Source organism: Streptomyces sp. NPDC023157 (assembly GCF_055560575.1).
Map to the genome: position 1 here is coordinate 334,156 of NZ_JBVHIL010000008.1, position 19,597 is coordinate 353,752.

At 72.0% G+C, this 19,597-nt stretch carries 14 protein-coding genes; 5 read left to right on the forward strand and 9 right to left on the reverse strand.

The window, feature by feature from the left end; all coding sequences use genetic code 11:
- Nucleotides 1–19: 19 nt before the first annotated feature.
- On the reverse strand, nucleotides 20–775 hold the full coding sequence (locus tag ACZ3ZE_RS28060; RefSeq protein ID WP_467261216.1) for a (5-formylfuran-3-yl)methyl phosphate synthase: 756 nt from the start codon (nucleotides 773–775) through the stop codon (nucleotides 20–22).
- An 836-nt stretch (nucleotides 776–1,611) separates the two neighbouring features.
- On the opposite strand from ACZ3ZE_RS28060, the gene ACZ3ZE_RS28065 reads away from it, so the two are divergent.
- Together ACZ3ZE_RS28065 and ACZ3ZE_RS28070 are read left to right on the forward strand one after the other, a co-directional pair.
- A complete protein-coding gene (locus tag ACZ3ZE_RS28065; RefSeq protein WP_467261218.1) occupies nucleotides 1,612–2,037 on the forward strand; it encodes a hypothetical protein in 426 nt (141 codons plus the stop codon).
- 38 nt (nucleotides 2,038–2,075) lie between these two features.
- A complete protein-coding gene (locus ACZ3ZE_RS28070; RefSeq protein WP_467261220.1) occupies nucleotides 2,076–2,249 on the forward strand; it encodes a hypothetical protein in 174 nt (57 codons plus the stop codon).
- Here the strand turns inward: ACZ3ZE_RS28070 and ACZ3ZE_RS28075 are convergent.
- Nucleotides 2,234–2,728, reverse strand: coding sequence for a DUF3237 domain-containing protein (locus tag ACZ3ZE_RS28075; RefSeq protein WP_467261222.1), 495 nt, complete (start codon nucleotides 2,726–2,728; stop codon nucleotides 2,234–2,236). The two genes, ACZ3ZE_RS28070 and ACZ3ZE_RS28075, sit on opposite strands and share 16 nt — an antisense overlap.
- Nucleotides 2,729–2,947: 219 nt before the next feature.
- Between ACZ3ZE_RS28075 and ACZ3ZE_RS28080 the strand changes: the two genes are divergently transcribed.
- Nucleotides 2,948–4,999 carry a serine/threonine-protein kinase gene (locus tag ACZ3ZE_RS28080; protein WP_467261224.1) on the forward strand — a complete coding sequence of 684 codons (2,052 nt, stop codon included), beginning with the start codon at nucleotides 2,948–2,950 and terminating at the stop codon, nucleotides 4,997–4,999.
- 48 nt (nucleotides 5,000–5,047) lie between these two features.
- On the opposite strand, the gene ACZ3ZE_RS28085 is transcribed toward ACZ3ZE_RS28080, so the two are convergent.
- The 5 genes from ACZ3ZE_RS28085 to ACZ3ZE_RS28105 all read right to left on the reverse strand — a co-directional run bounded on the left by ACZ3ZE_RS28085 (nucleotide 5,048) and on the right by ACZ3ZE_RS28105 (nucleotide 12,361).
- The gene (locus tag ACZ3ZE_RS28085) at nucleotides 5,048–6,007 is read right to left on the reverse strand and encodes an ABC transporter substrate-binding protein (protein ID WP_467261226.1); all 960 of its coding nucleotides are present in this window, start codon (nucleotides 6,005–6,007) and stop codon (nucleotides 5,048–5,050) included.
- Nucleotide 6,008: 1 nt separating this feature from the next.
- Nucleotides 6,009–8,018 (reverse strand): ABC transporter permease subunit, encoded by a 2,010-nt coding sequence (locus tag ACZ3ZE_RS28090; protein ID WP_467261228.1) that lies wholly within the window; start codon nucleotides 8,016–8,018, stop codon nucleotides 6,009–6,011.
- A gap of 214 nt (nucleotides 8,019–8,232) precedes the next feature.
- Entirely contained in the window at nucleotides 8,233–9,330 is a 1,098-nt protein-coding gene (locus tag ACZ3ZE_RS28095) for a quaternary amine ABC transporter ATP-binding protein (protein WP_363291595.1), read from the reverse strand.
- Nucleotides 9,327–10,853, reverse strand: coding sequence for a GMC family oxidoreductase (locus ACZ3ZE_RS28100; RefSeq protein ID WP_467261230.1), 1,527 nt, complete (start codon nucleotides 10,851–10,853; stop codon nucleotides 9,327–9,329). Before ACZ3ZE_RS28100 ends, ACZ3ZE_RS28095 begins: the two co-directional genes overlap by 4 nt.
- Entirely contained in the window at nucleotides 10,850–12,361 is a 1,512-nt protein-coding gene (locus ACZ3ZE_RS28105; protein ID WP_442304866.1) for an aldehyde dehydrogenase family protein, read from the reverse strand. The genes ACZ3ZE_RS28100 and ACZ3ZE_RS28105 overlap by 4 nt, the downstream gene beginning before the upstream one ends.
- A gap of 451 nt (nucleotides 12,362–12,812) precedes the next feature.
- Here ACZ3ZE_RS28105 and ACZ3ZE_RS28110 point away from each other — a divergent pair, with 451 nt between their 5' ends.
- Nucleotides 12,813–13,067: a zinc finger domain-containing protein gene (locus ACZ3ZE_RS28110; protein ID WP_361629353.1), complete on the forward strand. Its 255-nt coding sequence runs from the start codon at nucleotides 12,813–12,815 to the stop codon at nucleotides 13,065–13,067.
- A 33-nt stretch (nucleotides 13,068–13,100) separates the two neighbouring features.
- Here the strand turns inward: ACZ3ZE_RS28110 and ACZ3ZE_RS28115 are convergent, their stop codons facing one another.
- Nucleotides 13,101–13,577 carry a hypothetical protein gene (locus ACZ3ZE_RS28115; protein ID WP_363291592.1) on the reverse strand — a complete coding sequence of 159 codons (477 nt, stop codon included), beginning with the start codon at nucleotides 13,575–13,577 and terminating at the stop codon, nucleotides 13,101–13,103.
- A gap of 438 nt (nucleotides 13,578–14,015) precedes the next feature.
- Between ACZ3ZE_RS28115 and ACZ3ZE_RS28120 the strand changes: the two genes are divergently transcribed.
- Complete coding sequence (locus tag ACZ3ZE_RS28120; protein WP_467261232.1) at nucleotides 14,016–17,456, forward strand: phosphocholine-specific phospholipase C; 3,441 nt, start codon at nucleotides 14,016–14,018, stop codon at nucleotides 17,454–17,456.
- 255 nt (nucleotides 17,457–17,711) lie between these two features.
- On the opposite strand, the gene ACZ3ZE_RS28125 is transcribed toward ACZ3ZE_RS28120, so the two are convergent.
- On the reverse strand, nucleotides 17,712–19,442 hold the full coding sequence (locus ACZ3ZE_RS28125; RefSeq protein ID WP_467261234.1) for a thiamine pyrophosphate-dependent enzyme: 1,731 nt from the start codon (nucleotides 19,440–19,442) through the stop codon (nucleotides 17,712–17,714).
- Between the last annotated feature and the right edge of the window lie 155 nt (nucleotides 19,443–19,597).

The window sequence follows — 19,597 nt, forward strand, 5'->3', positions numbered from 1 at the left end:
GGCCTCCCCGCGCCGGAGGTCAGTGGGTGCCCCGGGCGCCGCCGGCGTACACCCGGGCCTGGTGGTCCATCTCAGCCCGGAAGGCCGCCACCAGGTCCGGCCGGATCCGCCCGGCATTGCGGTCGCCGCCCTCGCAGACCGCTCCGCGGACGCCCACGATGTCCGTCCCCATGCGGGTCAGCGGCCCCAGGTCCTCCTGCCGGACGCTGCCCGCCAAGGCGGCGAGCAGACCGGAATCGTGGCTCCTGCGCACGAACTCGGCGCAGATCTCCGGCGGTACGTGGTCGAACAGCCGCGTCCCGTCCTTGATCGCCGTGTCGAGCATCGCCGCGTCGGCACCGGAGCGGGCCGCGATGTCCGGCAGCGCCAGCGGGTTGACGCACCCCACGCGGTGGGCGTCGGCGTACCCGGAGGCGACGACCAGCGCGGTGGGACTGTGGTCCTTCACCGCCCGCACGACGGCCCGCATCACGTCGATGCCCTGCTCCGGCGTCGTGCATCCGTACAGCCCGACCTTGATGTACGTCGCCCCGGAGACGACCGCACCGAGCGCCGCCTGCGCCACCGTGCCGGGCTTGTACGGCACATCGCCGACGGTGGCGGAAACAGGCTTCTCCGCAGGCACGGCGTCGCGTATCTCCCTGATGACCCAAGGGAAGTTGGCGCCCAGCGAGCCCTCGTCGGGCTTCTTGACATCGACGATGTCGAGGTGCTCGGCCGCCTTGGCACAGTCGAGCGCCTCGTCGACGCCGTCCGGGGAGATGAGAAGCAACACCGTGAGCTCCTTCCGCCGCGGGTCCGCCCGCCCGGGGGCAGGGTGCGGACGACCGGGGTTCATGTGCGGTGCGTTCATCCTTTCCCCTGCCCGTGACCGCCGGAAGGGCGCGCGGGGGTTCGCGAGGGGGCGCATGCTTCGCCGCAGCGGCGCGACGGGCGGGCGGGGATGAACCGGCGCGTACTGGCATGCCCGCCCCCACCCTGGTAAGTCCCGGCCCGTCACCACCCACCTGCTCGGTCAGACGTTCGGCTAACTCGACGGCGCCGAGGCTCTGTCGAACATCCGATCGGCCGGGGAGGAAGCAGAGCAGGTGGCCCCGCACCGTGGGGTGGCCGGGCCTGGGCGGCCGACGAGCGTCCAGTCTTCGCCCCGCAGGGCTTCTTCGACGAAGGCGGCGGGCGCGGTCACGGGCCACGCCGTCCCACCCCCGGCCGGTAGCGGCGCCCCCGAGAGGCCGAGGTGTTCGAGGAGCGCAAAGTCAGTGAAGCTCATGAGGCCCGATCCGATGCGGCGCCCAGCCACCGCATGATGAACCGTCTCAGCGCGGGGGCTTCGGCCCTCGGCCTCCTCGGCAGCCGGATGCTGTCAGGGAGCTGCTCGGCACTCGCGGCCACCCAGGCATGGGTACGTACGGGCTGACAGGGGCCGCCCCGGCCTCCCCGCTCGCGCCCCTGCGGACCGCGAACCGGTGTTCGCGCCGCAGTAGCCCGGCTAAGCTCTGCCCGCCCCGCGATGCGCGCGAGGGCTGGCACCTGGGGGTGGCAGGGATGGCGCAATCCTTCAACAGTGAACGGTACGTCGTGAGCCTCGGCTGCAGGGTGAGCATCAAGGGGGTGGCTGTTACCACCGTCAAGTGGAGCGTCGCGCACCTGCCGACCGGCGGCGCGGACCGGCCGAGCAGCGGTGAACAGAGCGTGGGGATCACCTGCCCCCGTTGCTCGCGGAATTTCTCCGTCCAGGTGGAGAGCGTGGCCAAGGCGCGGCGCAAGAAGCTGATCTATCGTGCGGTGGGCTGGCTGGTGCTCCTCTCGCTCCTCGTCACCGTCCCGATGCTCTTCCACCTCGGCGGCCAGACCGTCGAGGAGGGCGACACGAAGTCGTCCGACCTCGTGGGCATCCTCTTCGGACTGGTCGCCCTGGCCGTGGTCGCCGGCCCGTCCTTCCTCGTCGCCGCGAACCGCAGCGGCGTCAAGAAGCTCCGTCTCGTCCGGAACGACGGCACCAAGACCGCCCTGGTCCAGGGCCATCGGATGTTCTGAGGCTGCGGCGGTTCCGCGGAGCACGTGCCGCGCCGCTGATGATCGAGACGATCATCACTGCTGAGACGCCCCGGGACACGATCGGGTACACCCTCGACGACCGCGTCGAAGCCGACAGGAGCATCTTCGGTTCGGAGGGCTCGACGCGGGTGGCCTGGCTTTCGGTCGCGCCGGCGGGAGCTTTTCTCTCCGGCGGTCAGGACACGGAGTAGAAGCGAATGGCGACCTCCGTGTCGTCGCCGCGGGCGAGACCGATGAAGACGGTCCGGGCCAGCCAGAGATGGGCGGGGGCGTCGGTACGGAAGACGGGGGAGGTGCGGTAGTACACGCCCGCCTCGGACACCCGCAGGTCGCCGTCGTACTGGGCAGGGCACGTGGGATCGTCCTCGTGGTAGTAACCGCGATTGGTGATGTCGATGACCGCTCCGTCATCGGCTTGAAGGAGATATCGGGCGTCGAGCTGATAGACCCCGCGGCGTCTGTCGCACCAGTCGCCTCCACCGGACAGGACGGTGCCGCTCAGGCGAGGGCCATCGACGGTGCCCCCGGTGATGGGGACGTACTCGGTTACCTCGCCGGCACCATGCCCGATGTGCAGAGAGGGGGCGAGGAGGACACGGATCTCGAAGGCGAAGTCGAGACCAGGAGCGAATCCCGGCCCGGCTACGGTCTGCGACTCTGAGGCAATCACGGCACTCCGTAAGGCTGCAGGGCTGGCGCGTCGGCGGTACGGCAGACCTAAGCAAGTCACACCAAGTCCGGTCAACGACGTTGACGTAACGGCGGCAGGTCGGACGGCCTCATTCCAGAACAGTCGGCCGTTGGCAACGGGTGTGTCGTCGGAGTGACGTGCAGCCGATGCGGACCGTTCCCTGCTCGCCGTGGGGCAGTTGGGCTACCCTCCTTGCTCGTGGATCAGTTGACCGCCGAAGACCCGCCCTACATAGGCCCCTACCGCCTCATCGCCCGCTTAGGCGCCGGCGGAATGGGCCGGGTCTACCTCGCCCGCTCCGAAGGCGGGCGCACTGTCGCGGTCAAGGTCGTGCAGACCGAGTTCGCCCAGCACACCGAGTTCCGGGCGAGGTTCGCGCGCGAGGTCACCGCCGCGAAGCGGGTCGGTGGGTCCTGGACCGCGGCCGTGCTCGACGCGGACACGGAGGCGGCGACGCCCTGGGTCGCGACCCAGTACATTCCCGGACCCGATCTGCATGCCGTCGTGGCCGAGCAGCACGGGCCGTTGCCCGAGCAGTCGGTGCGGGTCCTGGCGAACCGGCTCGCGCTCGCCCTGCGGGCCATCCACGAGGCGGGGCTCGTCCACCGTGACCTCAAGCCGTCGAACGTCCTGGTCACCGTGGACGGACCTCGGGTCATCGACTTCGGTATCGCCCGGGCGCTGGACAGCATCAGCGGGGACAGCCTGCAGACCCGTACGGGCATGGTGATCGGCTCACCTGGCTTCATGTCGCCGGAGCAGGTGCGCGGCCTCCAAGTCACTCCCGCCTCCGATGTGTTCTGCCTGGGGTCGGTCCTCGCCTACGCCGCCACGGGGCGCCAGCCCTTCGGGGCGACCGGCAACGGGCTGCACGCCCAATTGTTCCGGGTCGCCGAGGAAGAGCCGGACCTGGACGGGCTGCCTGAGGCGCTTCTCGAACTCGTACGGGAGTGCCTGCGGAAGGACCCGGCACAACGCCCCACGCCGGAGCAGGTCGCCGCCCGCACCGCCGCGGAGGGCGCCGACGAATGGCTGCCAGGCGCGCTACTCGGTCGGCTGGGGCGGCACGCGGCACAGTTGCTGGACTTCGACCCGCTGCGGCCGCACACGGCCCTCGTGCCGGGCCAGGGCCCCGCTCCGTCTGCGCCCGCCCGGCCTGTGCCCGCACCCCGGCCCACGCAAGCGCCCGCCACACCTCAGCCCGTGCGAACGCCCCCCGAGCGTCATCCGGTGCAAGCACCTGCCGCGTCCCCCTCGGACGCGCTCGCGTACGCGCCCACGGTGGGGCCGGGATTCGAGGAAACGGCCCGCTCGCACGTTCCAGCGCAGGCCCCGGACCGGCGGCGTCGCCCGGCCGTCGTGGCGGGGACGGCGGCCGTCGTCGTGCTCGTAGCCGTCGGCGGCCTGCTCGCGCTACGCCCGTGGCAGGGCGGGACGGGGGAATCGCCGTCGCAGAGTGCCCCGAAGGCGTTGCAGGGAAGCTGGGAGGCGCCGCTCGCCCTGAGGGACAGGGACGACCTCCGCATCGAGGGGGTGCTGGCGCGCCTGCTCGTCGACGCGAAAGGCACCGCCGAGTACTCCCTGCTGAACGAGGAGCGGCTGTGCGTCTGGGAAAGCACCATCACCCAGTCCAAGAGCGACGCGATCGCGCTCGGCACGAGCCGGCTGAAGAGGGCGATCCCCAAGTCCGAAGCGGAACGTTGCGTGGACAACACCGATGACTACGGCCCCTCGGCCCCGGACGGTACGGGGGCTTTCGTAGCCGTATGGAACGGTGCCTTCGAGTGGGAGCACGACCCGGGCTTCTACGACCACCAAAACGACGGGACCACCTCCTACAAACCCCAGATGTTCGAGAAGGTACCGCCCGCCAAGGGCGCGCTGCCCGAGAACTTCCGGGGCTCGTGGGGCGGCCGGGGAGAGGACGGCACCTACCGCTTCGAAGTCACGATGGGCGAGGGGGTGACGAAACGCGACATCCGTCTCGTGTCCACCAATGTGATGGGGGAGAGGTGCGCGTACAAGGCGGAGGTGTTCTCCCAGGAGTCGGCCCGGCTCCGCACCGCGCCCGCGGAGCTCGCGGACAGCAAGCAGCCATCGGGCTGCGCCAAGAGCACCTCCGCTTTGACGTTCTGGGTGAGCGAGGAAAAGGGAAAGCGGAAGCTGTCGACCGGGCCACTCCGCGGCGCCGACACACCCCTCTTCGAAGCTGGGCACTGGGTGGGAGAGCTGACCGCCACGGGCGCCTGACGGCCGCGAGTCGCAGGTCCGGCGTGCCCAGCCGTCTTCCCGTACGCGTCAGGACGGGAGCCACGCCCGCCAGGTGGACTCGTTGTCCTTCACCCATCGGCCGGCCGCCTCCCGCGGCGTCAGCTTCTGTTCGGCGATCATCAGGGCGACGTCGTTCTGCATGTCGGTCGTCCACCGGAACCTCTTCAGGAAGGCGGCGGCGTCGCCCCCGCCCTCGGCGAAGCGGGCGTTGAAGAACTTCTGGAGCGGCGTGTGCGGGTACGCGCAGGCCACCTTCTCCGGGTCGGCGTCGCAGCCCTCCTTGTAGGCCGGCAGCTTCACCTCCGTCATCGGGACCTTCTCGAACAGCCACTGGGGCTTGTACCAGTAGGTCAGGAACGGCTTCCGCTCCTTGGCGAACTGCTTGATCTGCGTGATCTGCGCCGCTTCCGAGCCCGCGAACACGACCTGGTAGTCGAGGCCGAGGCTGTCCACGAGCGCCTTGTCGTTGGTGACGTAGGACGGGGAGCCGTCCATCAGCTGGCCCTTGCCGCCGCTTTCCGCGGTGCGGAACGCCTCGGCGTACTTGTTCAGGTTCTTCCAGTCGGTGACGTCCGGGTGCTGCTCGGCGAAGTACGTGGGCACGAACCAGCCGATGTGACCGGTCACCCCGAGATCGCCGCCCCGTTCGATCGTCCCCTTGTCGTCGATGTACCGCTTCTCCTGGTCCGGGTGGCCCCAGTCCTCCAGGATGGCGTCGACCCGGCCCTGGCTGAGTGCGTCCCAGGCCGGCACTTCGTCGATCTGGACGGTGTCGACCCGGTAGCCGAGCTCGTGCTCCAGCAGGTACTGGGCGACGGCGACGTCGGCCTGCGCGCCCACCCACGACTGCACGGACAGGGTCACCGTGCGGGAGCCTTCGGCAGCGGCGTACGGGGAGGTCTGACGGGTCATGTCGGCGGCGCCGCAACCGGTGAGTGCGGTCAGCGCGACGGCGGCCGCGAGAGCGGCGTCACGTGTGCGAGCCATGTCAGGCCCCCTTTCCGGCGAGCTCACGGCGTTCCGTGGGCTGGGTCACCCGGTCCAGCGCCAGACCGAGGCAGACGATCGCGGCACCGGCGACCAGACCGGTCGCCAGGTCGCCCCGGGCGAGGCCGAAGACCGCGTCGTAGCCGAGCGCGCCCCCGCCCACGAGGCCGCCGATGACGACCACGGCGAGGACGAGCACGACCCCCTGGTTCACGGCGAGCAGCAGCGCGGGCCGGGCCAACGGCAGCTGGACCTGGAGGAGCTGCTGGCGGCCGGTCGCTCCGAGCGACCGGGCGGACTCCAGGGCCGCCGGGTCCACGGCGCGCACGCCCTGGGCCGTGATCCGTACCACCGCGGGCAGCGCGTAGACCACCGCCGCCGCGACCGCCGGGGCGCGGCCCACCCCGAACAGGGCGACCACGGGGATCAGGTACACGAACTGCGGGAGCGTCTGGAAGACGTCGAGCACCGGACGGAGCACGCGCCCCAACCGGCTGCTGCGAGCCGCGGCGGCCCCGAGGGCGACGCCGAGCACCAGGGTCACGGCGACGGCGGCCAGGACCTGGGACAGCGTGTCGAGCGCCGGGGTCCAGACCCCGAGCACACCGATCACGCCCATCGCGAGGACGGCGGTCGCCGCGGTGCGCCAGGTTCCGATGAGCAGGGCGAGCGCGCCGACGCCGATGAGCACCGCCCACCAGGGCAGCCACTGAAGACCGTCGCGCAGCGGGTTGAGGACCCAGACGGTGAACCGCCCCGCCCAGTCGGCGGTCCCCCCGACGAGGGGCACACCGGAGTAGAGGTGGGCGGTCATCCAGTCCACGGCCCGGTTGACGGTCCCGGCGACGTCCACCGTCCACGCGGCGGGCCAGGAGAGCCGGCCGGACAGGCTCCCCGCGATCGCGACGGCGGCGGTCACCACGACGGCGACGGCCCAGCCGAGCCGCGCGCGGGGGACCGGCGGCGCGCCGATCCGTGCTCCCGCCGCGGCGGTGACGCGGTCCAGGACGACGGCGAGCAGCACCACCGGCACACCGGCGGCGAGCGCGGCACCGACGTCGACCGAGGCCAGCGCCTGGTACACGCGGTCGCCGAGGCCGCCCGCACCGATGACGGACGCGATCACGGCCATACCGAGGGCCATCATGATCGACTGGTTGACGCCGAGCAGCAGCTCCTTGCGGGCCAGGGGCAGCCGAGCGGTCAGCAGCCGCTGCCTCGCGGTGGCGCCGAGCGACGCGGACGCCTCCATGACACCGGCGTCTGCTCCGCGCAGTCCGAGCGCGGTGAGCCGGGCCATGGGCGGGGCGGCGTAGACGACCGTGGCGAGGACGGCCGCGGGCACGCCGATGCCGAAGACCAGCACGACCGGAAGCAGGTACGCGAAGGCCGGCAGCACCTGCATCGTGTCGAGGACCGGTCGCAGCACCCGGTGCATCCGGTCCGACAGGCCGGCGGCGAGCCCGAGGAGACCACCGAGCAGCACCGACGCGGCGACGGCGACCACCATCAGCGCGAGCGTCTGCATGGTGGGCACCCACATGCCGAGCAGTCCACACCCGCCGAGGGCGACGACGCAGGCCAGCGCGAGCCGGACACCGGCGACACGCCAGGCCACCAGGCCGGCGGCCGCGACGACGCCGGCCCAGCCGGCGGCCAGCAGCGCCAGGTACACCGCGCGGACGGACACGACCACGAGGTTGCTCACGTGACCGAGGAAGTAGAGGAACACCGGATGGCTGTCGCGGTGGTCGATGATCCAGTCGCTGGCGCGCCCGAGCGGCGCGGACACGTCGACGGCCAGCGCTCCCGGCCATCCGCCGCCGCCCAGGAGTACGGCGCCGAGAAGCAGGCCGAGGGCCGTGCCGGCGCCGATCAGGCGGCCGCGGTGCCGCGCGAGCGCGCGCAGCGTCCCGGGCCGGGCGTCACGGGTCGCGGCGCCGTCGGCGTCGTCGACGGCAGTGCCGGTGGCCGTCCGGCCGGAAGGGGCGGGGGTGACGGTCACGGTCATCGCACCCACCGCCCCGGGCCGCTCGTGCGCCGCACGGGCCACACGGGGCGGCGGCTGGTGTCCCCGCCGGCCGGAGCGCTGCCGAGGCGACCGGCGTCACCGGCGGAACCGGAGGCGCCGAAGGCCGCGCGGGGGCGTCCGGTGCCACGGCGCTCTCCCCGGGCGCCGGCACCGGTGGTGCCGCCCGGCGGCGGCGAGGTCGTAGGGGAGTGCATCAGGCCACCCCCTTCCCCGCCGCGGCCGGTACGCCGGCGACGACACCCAGGAGTCCCGCGTGGTCCACCACGCCGAGGCACCGGCCGTCCTCGACCACCCGGGCGTTCTCGCCCGTCCGGGCGACGGCTTCGATGGCCTCCTGGACGGTGGCGTCGGGGGCGAGCGCCGGGCCGGCCTCGTGTTCCTCCGCGAGCGCGGGGCGCATCGCCGAGCGCACGGTCAGCACCTGCTCGCGCGGCACGTCACGGACGAAGTCACGGACGTAGTCGTCGGCGGGGGAGCCCACGATCTCCTCCGGCGTACCGAGCTGCACGATCCGGCCGTCGCGCATCAGCGCGATGCGGTCGCCGAGCTTCAGCGCCTCGCTCAGGTCGTGCGTGATGAAGACCATCGTGCGTCCCTCCTCCCGGTGCAGGCGCACGACCTCCTCCTGCATGTCCCGGCGGATGAGCGGGTCCAGCGCACTGAACGGCTCGTCGAACAGCAGTACTTCGGGGTCCACGGCGAGAGCGCGGGCCAGACCGACCCGCTGCTGCTGACCGCCGGACAACTGGCCAGGTCTGCGCTGCTCCATGCCCGCGAGGCCGACCTTGGCGACGAATTCCGCCGCCCGCTCACGCCGTTCACCGCGACCCACGCCCTGGATCTCCAGGCCGTACGCGACGTTGTCGAGCACGGTGCGGTGCGGCAGCAGACCGAAGTGCTGGAAGACCATCGCCGCCCGGTGCCGGCGCAGTTCGCGGAGCCGGCCGGGGTCCATGGACAGGACGTCCTCGCCGTCGATGGAGACCGTGCCCGAGGTCGGCTCGATCAGCCTGGTCAGGCAGCGTACGAGCGTCGACTTGCCCGAGCCCGACAGGCCCATGACGACGAAGACCTCACCCTTCGCGACGTCGAAGGAGACGTCGCGGACAGCGGCGGTGCAGCCGGTACGCTCCCGCAGCTCGGCCGCGCCGAGCCGCGCGAGCTCCTGGTCGTCGGGCACCCGCTCGGCCTTGGGCCCGAACACCTTCCACAGACCACGTACGGAGAAGACGGACCGTGCGGCGGGCGGGGACGGCGCGGTGGCGCGGGTCGGGGCGTACGGCATGCTCATCGGGTCGTACCTCCCAGCAGGTCGGCGCATTTCTCGCCGACCATGAGCACGCCGATCATGGGGTTGACGGCGGGCATGGTCGGGAAGACGGACGCGTCGGCGATCCGGATGCCGTCGAGGCCCCGGATCCTCAGGTCGGGTGCGACGACGGCGAGTTCGTCGTCGACGGCACCCATCCGGCAGGTGCCGGCCGGGTGGTAGACGGTGTGCGCGACGTGCCGGGCGTAGGCGCTGAGCTCCTCGTCCGAGGTGATCTCCGGCCCCGGGCACACCTCGCGCTTCAGCCAGCCGGCCAGGGGTTCGCTCGCCGCGATCTGCCGGGCGATGCGGATCCCGTCGACGAGGGTCCGTCCGTCGTAGTCGTCCTCGTCGGTGAAGTACCGGAAGTCCAGGGCGGGCTTCACCTCGGGGTCGTCGCTCGTCAGGTACAACCGGCCGCGGCTGCGCGGCTTGGGGATGTTCGGTGTCATCGACACGCCGTGCGCGGGCCGTTCGTAGCCCAGACGCTCGGGGTTGTCGGTGAAGGGGATCTGGTAGAAGTGGAACATCAGGTCCGGTCCCTCGGACTCCGGGTCCCGGCGGACGAAGAGACCGGCGTCGGAGTCCATCGCGGAGTTCTCCGGGATCGGGCCGTGGGTCTCCCACACGATGACCGACTCGGGGTGGTCGAGCAGGTTCTCCCCGACGCCCGGCAGGTCGTGCACGACGGGTATGCCGAGCTTCTCGAGATCGGCGCGCGGCCCGACGCCGGAGTGCAGCAGCAGGCGCGGCGTGTCCACGGCGCCCGCGCACACCAGGATCTCGCGCCGGGCGCGCACGACGTGTTCCGTGCCGTCCTTCGCCCGGATGTGCACGCCGGTCGCCCGGGTGCCCTCGAACTCCAGCCGGAACGCCCAGGTCTCCAGGGCGATGTGCAGGTTCGACCGGTCCAGGAACGGGTGGAGATAGGCGACGGAGGCGGACGACCGCTTGTTGTTCTCCGGGTGGTAGGCGAGGTCGAAGAAGCCGACGCCCTCGTGGAACGGCTCGCGGTTGAAGCCCTCGACGCGGGGCACCCCGAGCGCGGTCTGCGCCGCGTCGACGAAGTCCCGCGCGATCGCGTTCCGGTCGGCCTCGTCGACGGGAACGATGTTGTTGCGCAGCCGGGCGAAGTAGGGGGCCATCGCGGCGGCGTCCCAACCCTCGGCACCGGCCTCGGCCCACTCGTCCCAGTCGGAGGGAAGGGGCTTGAACGCGATGAGGGTGTTGTGCGAGGAGCAGCCGCCCAGCACGCGGGCCCGGCTGTGCCGGATGTACGAGTTGCCCCGGGGCTGCTCCGTGGTGGGGTAGTCGTAGTCCAGCTCGCCCCCGAGCAGACCCATCCAGCGGCGCAGGGTGAGGACGTCGTCGCGGCCGACGTCGCTGGGGCCGCCCTCGATGACGGCGACGGTGACGTTCGGGTCCTCGGTCAGCCGGGAGGCGATCACCGAACCCGCGGTGCCGCCGCCGACGACGACGTAGTCGTACACGTGCTGGTCGTTCATGCCTGGTCCTTCCGCGTCTCGCCCGCGAACCAGCGCACGGGGCGCGGAGCGAGGTTCCGGTAGATGTGCTTGGTCTCGCGGTACTCGGCGAGACCGCCGGGGCCCAGTTCCCGGCCGATGCCGGACTTCCCGAAGCCGCCCCATTCCGCCTGTGGCAGGTACGGGTGGAAGTCGTTGATCCACACGGTGCCGTGGCGCAGCCGGGCCGCGACGCGCTGGGCGCGGTCCTCGTCGGCGGTCCACACCGCTCCGGCGAGGCCGAATTCGGTGTCGTTGGCGAGGGCGACGGCCTCGGCCTCCGTCTCGAAGGTCTCCACGGTGAGGACGGGCCCGAAGACCTCCTCGCGGACGACCCGCATGCGCCGGTGGCAGCGGTCGAGGACCGTGGGCCGGTAGAAGTAGCCCGCCCCGGCCGGTCGCTCGCCGCCCGCCCGCAGCACCGCCCCCTCGCCGAGGGCCGAGGCGACGTACTCCTCGGTCCTCGCCAGCTGCGCGGCGGACACCAGCGGACCGCACTCCACGCCCTCGTCGGTGCCGCGTCCGAGCCTGATGTGGGCCGCACGCCGGGAGAGTTCGGCGACGAAGCGCTCCCGCAGAGAGGCCTCGACGATGAGACGGGAGCCGGCGGAGCAGACCTGGCCGCTGTGGATGAACGCGGCGTTGAGGGCCTGGTCGACGGCGGTGTCGAACCCCTCGGGCGTCGCACAGGCGTCGGCGAAGACGACGTTGGGATTCTTGCCGCCCAGTTCGAGGGCGACCTTCTTCACGCTGTCGGCAGCCGCCCTGGCGACCTTCGTCCCGCTGACGAGACCGCCCGTGAACGAGACGAGGTCGACGTCCGGGTGCTCGGCGAGCCGCGCACCGACGGTATCGCCGGGGCCGGTCACGACGTTGGCCGCGCCCAGTGGCAGTCCGGCCTCCAGGAGCAGTTCGACCAGGACGACGGTGCTCAGCGGGGTGATCTCGCTGGGCTTGATCACGAACGTGTTGCCGGCGGCGAGGGCGGGCGCGATCTTCCAGCTGGCCTGGAGCAACGGGTAGTTCCACGGCGTGATCAGGGCGCAGACCCCGACGGGCTCGTGCACGACGACGCTGCGGATCTCGTCCGATCCGGCATCGACGACCCGCCCGCCACCGTCCTCGTTCGCGACGAGGTCGGCGAAGTAGAGGAAGGCGTCGCGGACGCAGTCGACGTCGACGAGGCCCTCCTCCAGTGTCTTGCCCGCGTCCTGGCTCTCCAGAGCGCCGATCCGCTCACGGTCGCGCTTCAGCAGGTCGGCGACCCGCCTGAGGAGGGCGGCGCGCTCGGCGACCGGCGTACGGGGCCAGGAACCGTCGTCGAACGCGGCCCGCGCCGCGGCCACGGCGTCGTCCGTGTCCTGGACACCGCCCTCGGCCACGATCGCGAAGGCGGTCGCGTCGGCGGGGTCGATGATCTCGCGCGTGGCTCCGGACAGGGCTGCGCGCCACTCTCCGCCCACATGGATGGTCTGTTGTGCTGCCGTCACGTCGCGTCTGGCCTTCCGTTTTCCGAGTCCCCCTGCCGGGTGTCCGGCGATCCGGCCACCTGCCCTGACCTCTGCGATCCATGCGCAACGCGCTACGGAGAGTGAGCTGCGTCACTGTTGGGAAGGGGCAAAAGCGGCATGTGGGGGATTCGAGTGAGCGAGGCTCGACGGTCAGGCATGTGCTGCCGCACCTGACCGTCCAGGGAAATGGCGGGCGTCCGTCAGTCCCGCGGTCAGCGCCGCCAGAACCGGCTGCCAGGCCGCCGGAGTCAGGGCCCCAGGAACCGGCTCCGCCCCTCAATGTCAGACCCATCCCGTAGAACGGTGCTCATCGCAGTCGAGTCGTGAACCAGGGCTCCCCAACGTGCCGTCGGGTGAACGGCGGCGGAGCCGGGGTCCCGGGACGACCTGACGACGCCTACCTCCGCCGAACTCAGGAGACTGACCCGCCATGAGCCCGACCCTCACGCCGCGCCGCGCACCGTCCTTCGGCGACCGGATCGCCGACGCGGTCCTGGACGCCGCGTACGAGACACAGCGCCTGTACGGGCACGGCGCGTTCGGTGTTCCCTGCCCGACGTGCGGAGTGCCGGCCGGGACGCTGTGCCTGGCCCGACGCAGCGTGCACGCCGAGCGGCGCGGGGCACACCGACGGACCCTGGAGGGCCGCACGCTCGTCCCGCTGCTCGTCGCGGCCGCCCGCTGACATCGCGCGGCACGGTGTACGGGGGCTCGGTCGTCAGTCCCAGGCGTTGAAGAGTGCCCCACCCAGCGTGGTGATGCCGTAGGAGCGAATGTGACGCCACTCGTTCCGCGTCAGCATCGAGGTGTCGATGTCCGAGAGAGGCGTTGCGAGCCGCTCATCGCTCAGAAGCACGAAGCCTGCTTCCGTGAAGTGGGAGGACCACGCGGGAATGGGGGCGAACTCCTCCGCGTACCAGGTCCGGCGTTCTTGAGCGAAGGCGATCCAGGGGTGGTGGGCGTGACACAGAACGACGCGCTCGCGCGTGCGGTCGACGACCGAGGCGGTGTGGAAGGTCACGGGGTACTCCTGGACCTGGATCTCGCCGACCTGGCCTCCGACGGCTCGGGCAGCGGCGTGCAGAGCGCCTCGGAAGGCCCGTAGATCGGTTTCCGGAACCGGGCCATCCTTCGGCACGAAAAAGCCCGTCGCGCCCCGCGGCAGTGCGAGGCCGGTGTTCCCCTCATTGACCATGCCTCTCATTGTGGCCGGTGGACGGCCCCCTTCGCTGTCGCAGGCGCTGGCGGTCGTGAGGCCCGACTGGTGTGACGGCGACCGTGAGTGGGCCATCCCGATGTTGCACGTGAGCGGCAGCCCGCCCGTGTCGGCCGTCGGCTGTCACGCCAGTGGAGAGCGCTCCGTGCGGGCATACGTCGAGTTCACGTCGCACCAGCTTCGCCTCGACGCGCTCCACCGCGTCCTCACCACGCTGGGCATCGACGGGGCCGAGGAGCCGCAGGACGGGCTCGGACGACTGGACCGGGCGTGCGGTCCATGCTCCCGTCGTATCCACGCCCCGCGTGATCATGGCCTTGACCTGCGGATTTCGTACGAGTCGCCGGCGTGAACAGTGAGCGAACCCCTGGCGCGACGGGTTTCGGAGGTGCCGTGCCACGCCTTAGCGTCCCCGCCATGTCCGACTTCTCACGCCGTAAGGTCCTCGGCACCCTCGCCGCGGGCTCCGCGCTCTCCGTCCTGCCGCCCTCCCTCCTGACGGCCATGGCCGCCCCCATGCCGCGTGGTGGCCTCCGGGCCGTCGAGCACGTCATCGTGCTGATGCAGGAGAATCGTTCCTTCGACAATTACTTCGGCACGCTCAGGGGTGTCCGCGGCTTCGGCGACCGGAGAGCGCTGCGACTGCCGGACGGCGCGAGCGTGTTCGAGCAGCCCCGCTCCGGCGGGCCCGCCGTCCTGCCGTTCTCCGCCCGGCAGGCGGCCGTCGACGCAGGCCGGCCCGAGAGCGACATCCAGTACCTCGGCTCGCTGCCGCACGGCTTCGCCGACGGGGTACAGGCCCGCGCGAACGGCTGGTGGAACGACTGGATCGCGGCCAAGGGGCAGAGCACCATGGCCCACTACGACCGGCGCGACATCCCCCTCCAGTACGAACTCGCCGACCGTTTCACCATCTGCGACGCCTACCACTGCTCCGTCTTCGGCTCCACGAACCCCAACCGCAACTTCCTGTGGACCGGCACGACCGGGTTCGAACCCAACGGCGGGGGCCGGGCCGTCACCAACGCCGCGTACTCCTACAGCCACGCCGGCTACGACTGGACCACCTACCCGGAGCGCCTGGAGGCCGCCGGAGTGTCCTGGCAGATCTACCAGGAGTGGGACAACTTCACCGACAACGCGGTGGAGTACTTCAAGCCGTGGAAGCGGATCGGCCGGAAGATCCTCACCGCCGCCGGGTTCTCCTACGCCACGACCGAGGAGTTCTACGACAAGCTGTGGGCGAAGAGCGCCGGCGAGCGCCAGGCCGACCTGGCCCGGTTCCGTACCGCCGTCGACGCCCTCCCCGAGGACGAGCGTCGGCTGTTCCTCCGCGGCGCCCACCGCTCCGAACCGGGCACCCTGCTCACCCGGATCAAGGCCGACATCAAGGCCGGGACCCTCCCGAAGGTCAGCTGGGTGGTGCCCACGGCCGCACTGTCCGAACACCCCAGCTCCTCCACGCCCGTCGGTAGCGCCGGCCTCGTCTACGACCTGCTGGACGCCATCGCCTCGGACCCCGAGACCTGGTCGAAGACCGCGCTGTTCATCAACTTCGACGAGAACGACGGCTACTTCGACCACGTCCCCGCCCCGACCGCCCCCAGACCGGACACCGGCGACGGAGACGACTGGGTGAACGGCCGTCCCGTCGGGCCCGGCCCGCGCGTCCCGATGACCGTCGTGTCCCCCTGGACGGTCGGCGGGTTCGTGAACTCCGAGCTCTTCGACCACACCTCGGTCATCCGGTTCCTGGAGAAGTGGACCGGCGTCCAGGAACCCAACATCAGCGCCTGGCGGCGCAGCGTCTTCGGTGACCTGACCTCCGTGTTCGACTTCGACCGCAGCTACCGGCAGCCCGAGGTGAAGCAGCCCGGCGCGGTCCCGGCGCCGATCGGCCGATGGAACCCGGTGCCGCCCGCGACGCAGGAGCGGCCCGTCCAGGAGCACGGCGTCCGCCCCACACGGCCCTCCCCGTACCGGCTCTCGCTGCGCGCCACCGTCACCGACGCCGAGGTGCGGCTGGGGCTCGGCAACGAAGGGCGGCGGACCGCCGCGATCACCGCGTACCCGGGGGACGGGACCGTCCCCCGGACCTGGACCGTCGCCGGCCGGGACAGCACCACCGGAAGCCTCCCGTACGGTCCCGAGGGCTACGACCTCCAGGTGCACGGCCCCGGCTGGGCGCTGTGGGAACTGCGCGGCGCCGGTACCGGTGCCGAGGCGCATGTGGTGGAGCGTGCCCATGCCCGCAGCGTGGACGTGGAATGCAGCAACCCGTCGAAGCGGACTCGGACACTCCTGGTGGGGGAGTCCACCCACCCGAGGCGCGGCGAGGGCGGCGTGCAGATCGTCAGACTGGCGCCCGGTCGGAAGCGGACCGTGTCCGTACCGCTCGCCCGGCACGGCTGGTACGACATCGTGGTGCTCGACCAGGACGACCCGCGCTTCCTGCGCCGGATGTCCGGCCGGCCCGCGGACAGCGGACCCGGCAGTACCGACCCGGCGATCGGTGCGGGGCCGGCGCTGAGCGCGGCGCTCACCCTGCCGGAGCCGTTGCCTCCGCTGACCGCCCCGTTCGTGCAGGGCAGCCCCGCCGACGTGGTGGTACGCGTACGTACTGAGGACACGGGACGGCTGAGGGACCTCGCGGTGTCCCTGCTGGCACCGGCCGGCTGGACGGTGAAGCCCTCCGGGCCGGTCCCGCGGAGCCTGCCCGGCGGCGGATCGGCCGACCTGCGGTTCACCGTCACCCCCGCGGCGGACGCCACCGCCGCCACGCTCACCGTCGCCGCCCACGCCGAGGACGACGGTCTGCTGCGGATCGCGGACGCCCGGGTCCGGGCCGAGGTCGCCCGCGCGGTGAGCCTCACCCTGACCGCGCCGGCGAGTTCGCCCGACACCGACGGCTGCGCGCTGTACCCGGAGAAGCCGCTGGCCGTGACCGCGACCGTCACGAACGCGGGGAGCGTTCCGCTCACCGCGCTGTCGGCGGCGCTGGCCGTACCGGACGGGTGGCGTGCCGAGGCGACCTCCGGCACCCCGGCCTCGGTGCCGGCCCGCACGTCGGTGAAGGTGGTCTGGGAGGTCACGGCCCCGGCATCGGCGGCCCGCACCTCGGCGACGCTGAAGGCGACCATCGGCGCGCGCACCGCGGGCGGCGCGGCGGTGGAGCAGACCGGGTCGTTGGCCACCCGTGTGGGTCCGGTGATGACCGGCTACCTGATGGCCGAGGACTTCGAGTCCCTCGCCGACCGGCTGGCCCCGGCCACCGACCTGAGCCGTCCGGGACTGAAGGGCTGGACGCGGACCGCACCTGAGGGGTGGACGGTCACCAACGCGCCCGGGATGCCGAAGGGCACGGAGGAGCTCAACGGCTGGTCGTTCCTGTCCCGGCAGTTCTGGTTCCCGGCCGGCCAGGAACGCGCGGCGTTCGGCCGGTCCCTGGGCATCGTCGCCGTCGCCGACCCGGACGACTGGGACGACACGGGCAGCCCGTCCAGCCGTGGCACCTTCGATTCGACGCTGACGACGCCCGCGGTCGTGATCCCGGCGGGGACCGAGACCCTGTACCTGGGCTTTGACTCCCACTACCGGCAGGAGAGCCCGCAGGAGGCGGAGGTGACCGTGGTCTTCGACACCGGTGCCACCTCCCGGGTGCTGCACTACTCCGGCGCGGCGTCGGGGAACACCAACGGCGGCCGCGACCAGCAGAACCGTCTCGTCACCGCCTCCTTCCCGGTCCCGGCCGACGCGCGCTCGGTGAAGGTGGGCTTCCGGATCCACCACGCGGGCAACAACTGGTTCTGGGCGGTGGACAACATCAGGCTGAGCTCCTTCCCCGTCACCGACGCCTGACCGGCCCTGGGCCTCTGCGGCTGGGCCCCCGGTGCCGGGGGCCCAGCCGGGCCGTCACGTCCGCGGCGAGCAACCGGTCCGCTACCGAGCCCGCCGGCGTCCACAGCGCTCCAGGACGCCGGCGGGACCGGTACCCCAGGACGCCGGCTGCCGCCGGTTGGTCGGCGGATCGCGGCAGCTGAACTATTCGTCACCGCGCAGTCCCTGTCGCCGCCTCACCGGCCGCGAGTGCCGTCCGATGGGGGCCGGAACGGCTCAACTGTCGCCGGACGGCAGGTTCTCCTTGATCTTGGCGATGGCGAAGCCCCAGCCCTGGGACACCGTCGGCTTGCCCGGCACGGCCACCTCCGCCGGGTTGGTCAGCACGTCCAGGAGGACCGGGCCCGGGAGCGCGAGCGCCCGGCGTACGGCCTCGTCGAGGTCCGCCGGGTCGGTGACGCGGATGCCCGTCAGCCCGAGGGCCTCGGCCACCGCGGCGAAGTCGGGGTTGTCGAGGACCGTCCCGAACTCGGGGAGCCCGGCCTGTTCCTGCTCCAGCTTGACCATGCCGAGGCGGCGGTTGTCGAAGACGACCAGCTTGACCGGCAGGCGCTCGGACCGGATCGTCATGAGGTCGCCCAGCAGCATGCTCAGGCCGCCGTCCCCGCACAGGGCGACGACCTGGCGTCCGGGTGCCCACAGTTGGGCGCCGATGGCCTGCGGCATGGCGTTGGCCATGGAGCCCAGGTTGTACGAACCGATCAGCCGGCGGTCGCCGCGCATCCGGACGAAACGCGACAGCCAGACGGTGGCCATTCCGGTGTCCGAGGTGAAGATCGCGTCGTCGGCCGCGTGCCGGTCCACCGCCGCCACCAGGGCCTCCGGGCGGATCTCCTCGACCCGGTTGTCGAACATCGCCCGCACCCGCCCGAGCAGGCGCCGGTCATGGGCGGGATCGGCCAAGCCCGCCTGACCCTCCTCCCACCGCAGGAACCGCTCGCGTGCCTCGTCCAGGTGGGCCCGCGAGCCGACCGGGCCGAGCAGTGGCAACAGGGCTCGCAGCGTCGCGCCGACGTCCCCGGCGAGTCCGACGTCGACCGGTACGCGGCGGCCGAGGTGTTCCTCGCGGACGTCGATCTGCACGACGCGGCAGTCCTCCGGATACCACTCGCGGTAGGGGAAGTCGGTACCCAGCATGATCAAGGTGTCGCAGGTGTCCAGGGCGTGGGCGGCGGCGGGGTTGCCGATCAGGCCGGTCTGCCCGACCCCGTACGGGTTGTCCGCTTCGAAGCCCTCCTTGCCCTTGAGCGTGAGCACCATGGGCGCGGAGAGGAGCTGGGCCGCGCGCAGTACCTCCTCGCGGGCGTCCCGGGCGCCGCGTCCGACGAGCAGGGTGATCCGGGAGCCGGCGGCGATCGCCTCGGCGGCCTCCGCCAGGGCCGGGTCGTCGGGGCGGGTCACGGCAGGGCGGGGCAGGGCGAACCGCGTCGGCCGGTCCTCCTCCACCTTCCGGTCGCCGACGTCTCCGGGCACGGTCAGCACCGCCACGCCCCGGCGGGTCACGGCCGCGCGCACCGCGGACTCCAGCAGCCTCGGCATCTGGGAGGGGGACGTCACGGTGGCCCGGTACACGGCCACGTCCCGGAACAGGAGGTCGTTGTCGACTTCCTGGAAGTAGTCGCCGCCCACCTCCGACAGCGGCACCTGGCCGCAGACGGCCAGGACCGGGGCGCCGCTCTTGGCGGCGTCGTACAGGCCGTTGAGCAGGTGGACCGACCCGGGCCCCACGGTGCCCATGCAGACCGCCAGCCGGCCCGACAACTGCGCCTGGGCCCCGGCGGCGAACGCCGCCGCCTCCTCGTGCCGGAAGCCGGTCCACTCGATGCCGTCGGTGGTCCGGATGGCGTCCGTGAGGGGGTTGAGGGCGTCGCCGACGACGCCGAAGACGTGGTCCACGCCGAGGTCCGCGAGACCGTCGACGATCACTTGGGCGACGGTACGGGTCATGAGGTCTCCCTTGTCGAGAAGGAACGTCGGCTGTCGAGGCCGAGGGGGCACGAGAACAGAAGGGGCGGAGGTACGGGGAGGAAACGGACGAAGGGACGGGGGAGGAACGGACGGAGGAACGGGGGAGGAACGGACGGAGGGTGGGAGGTACGAAG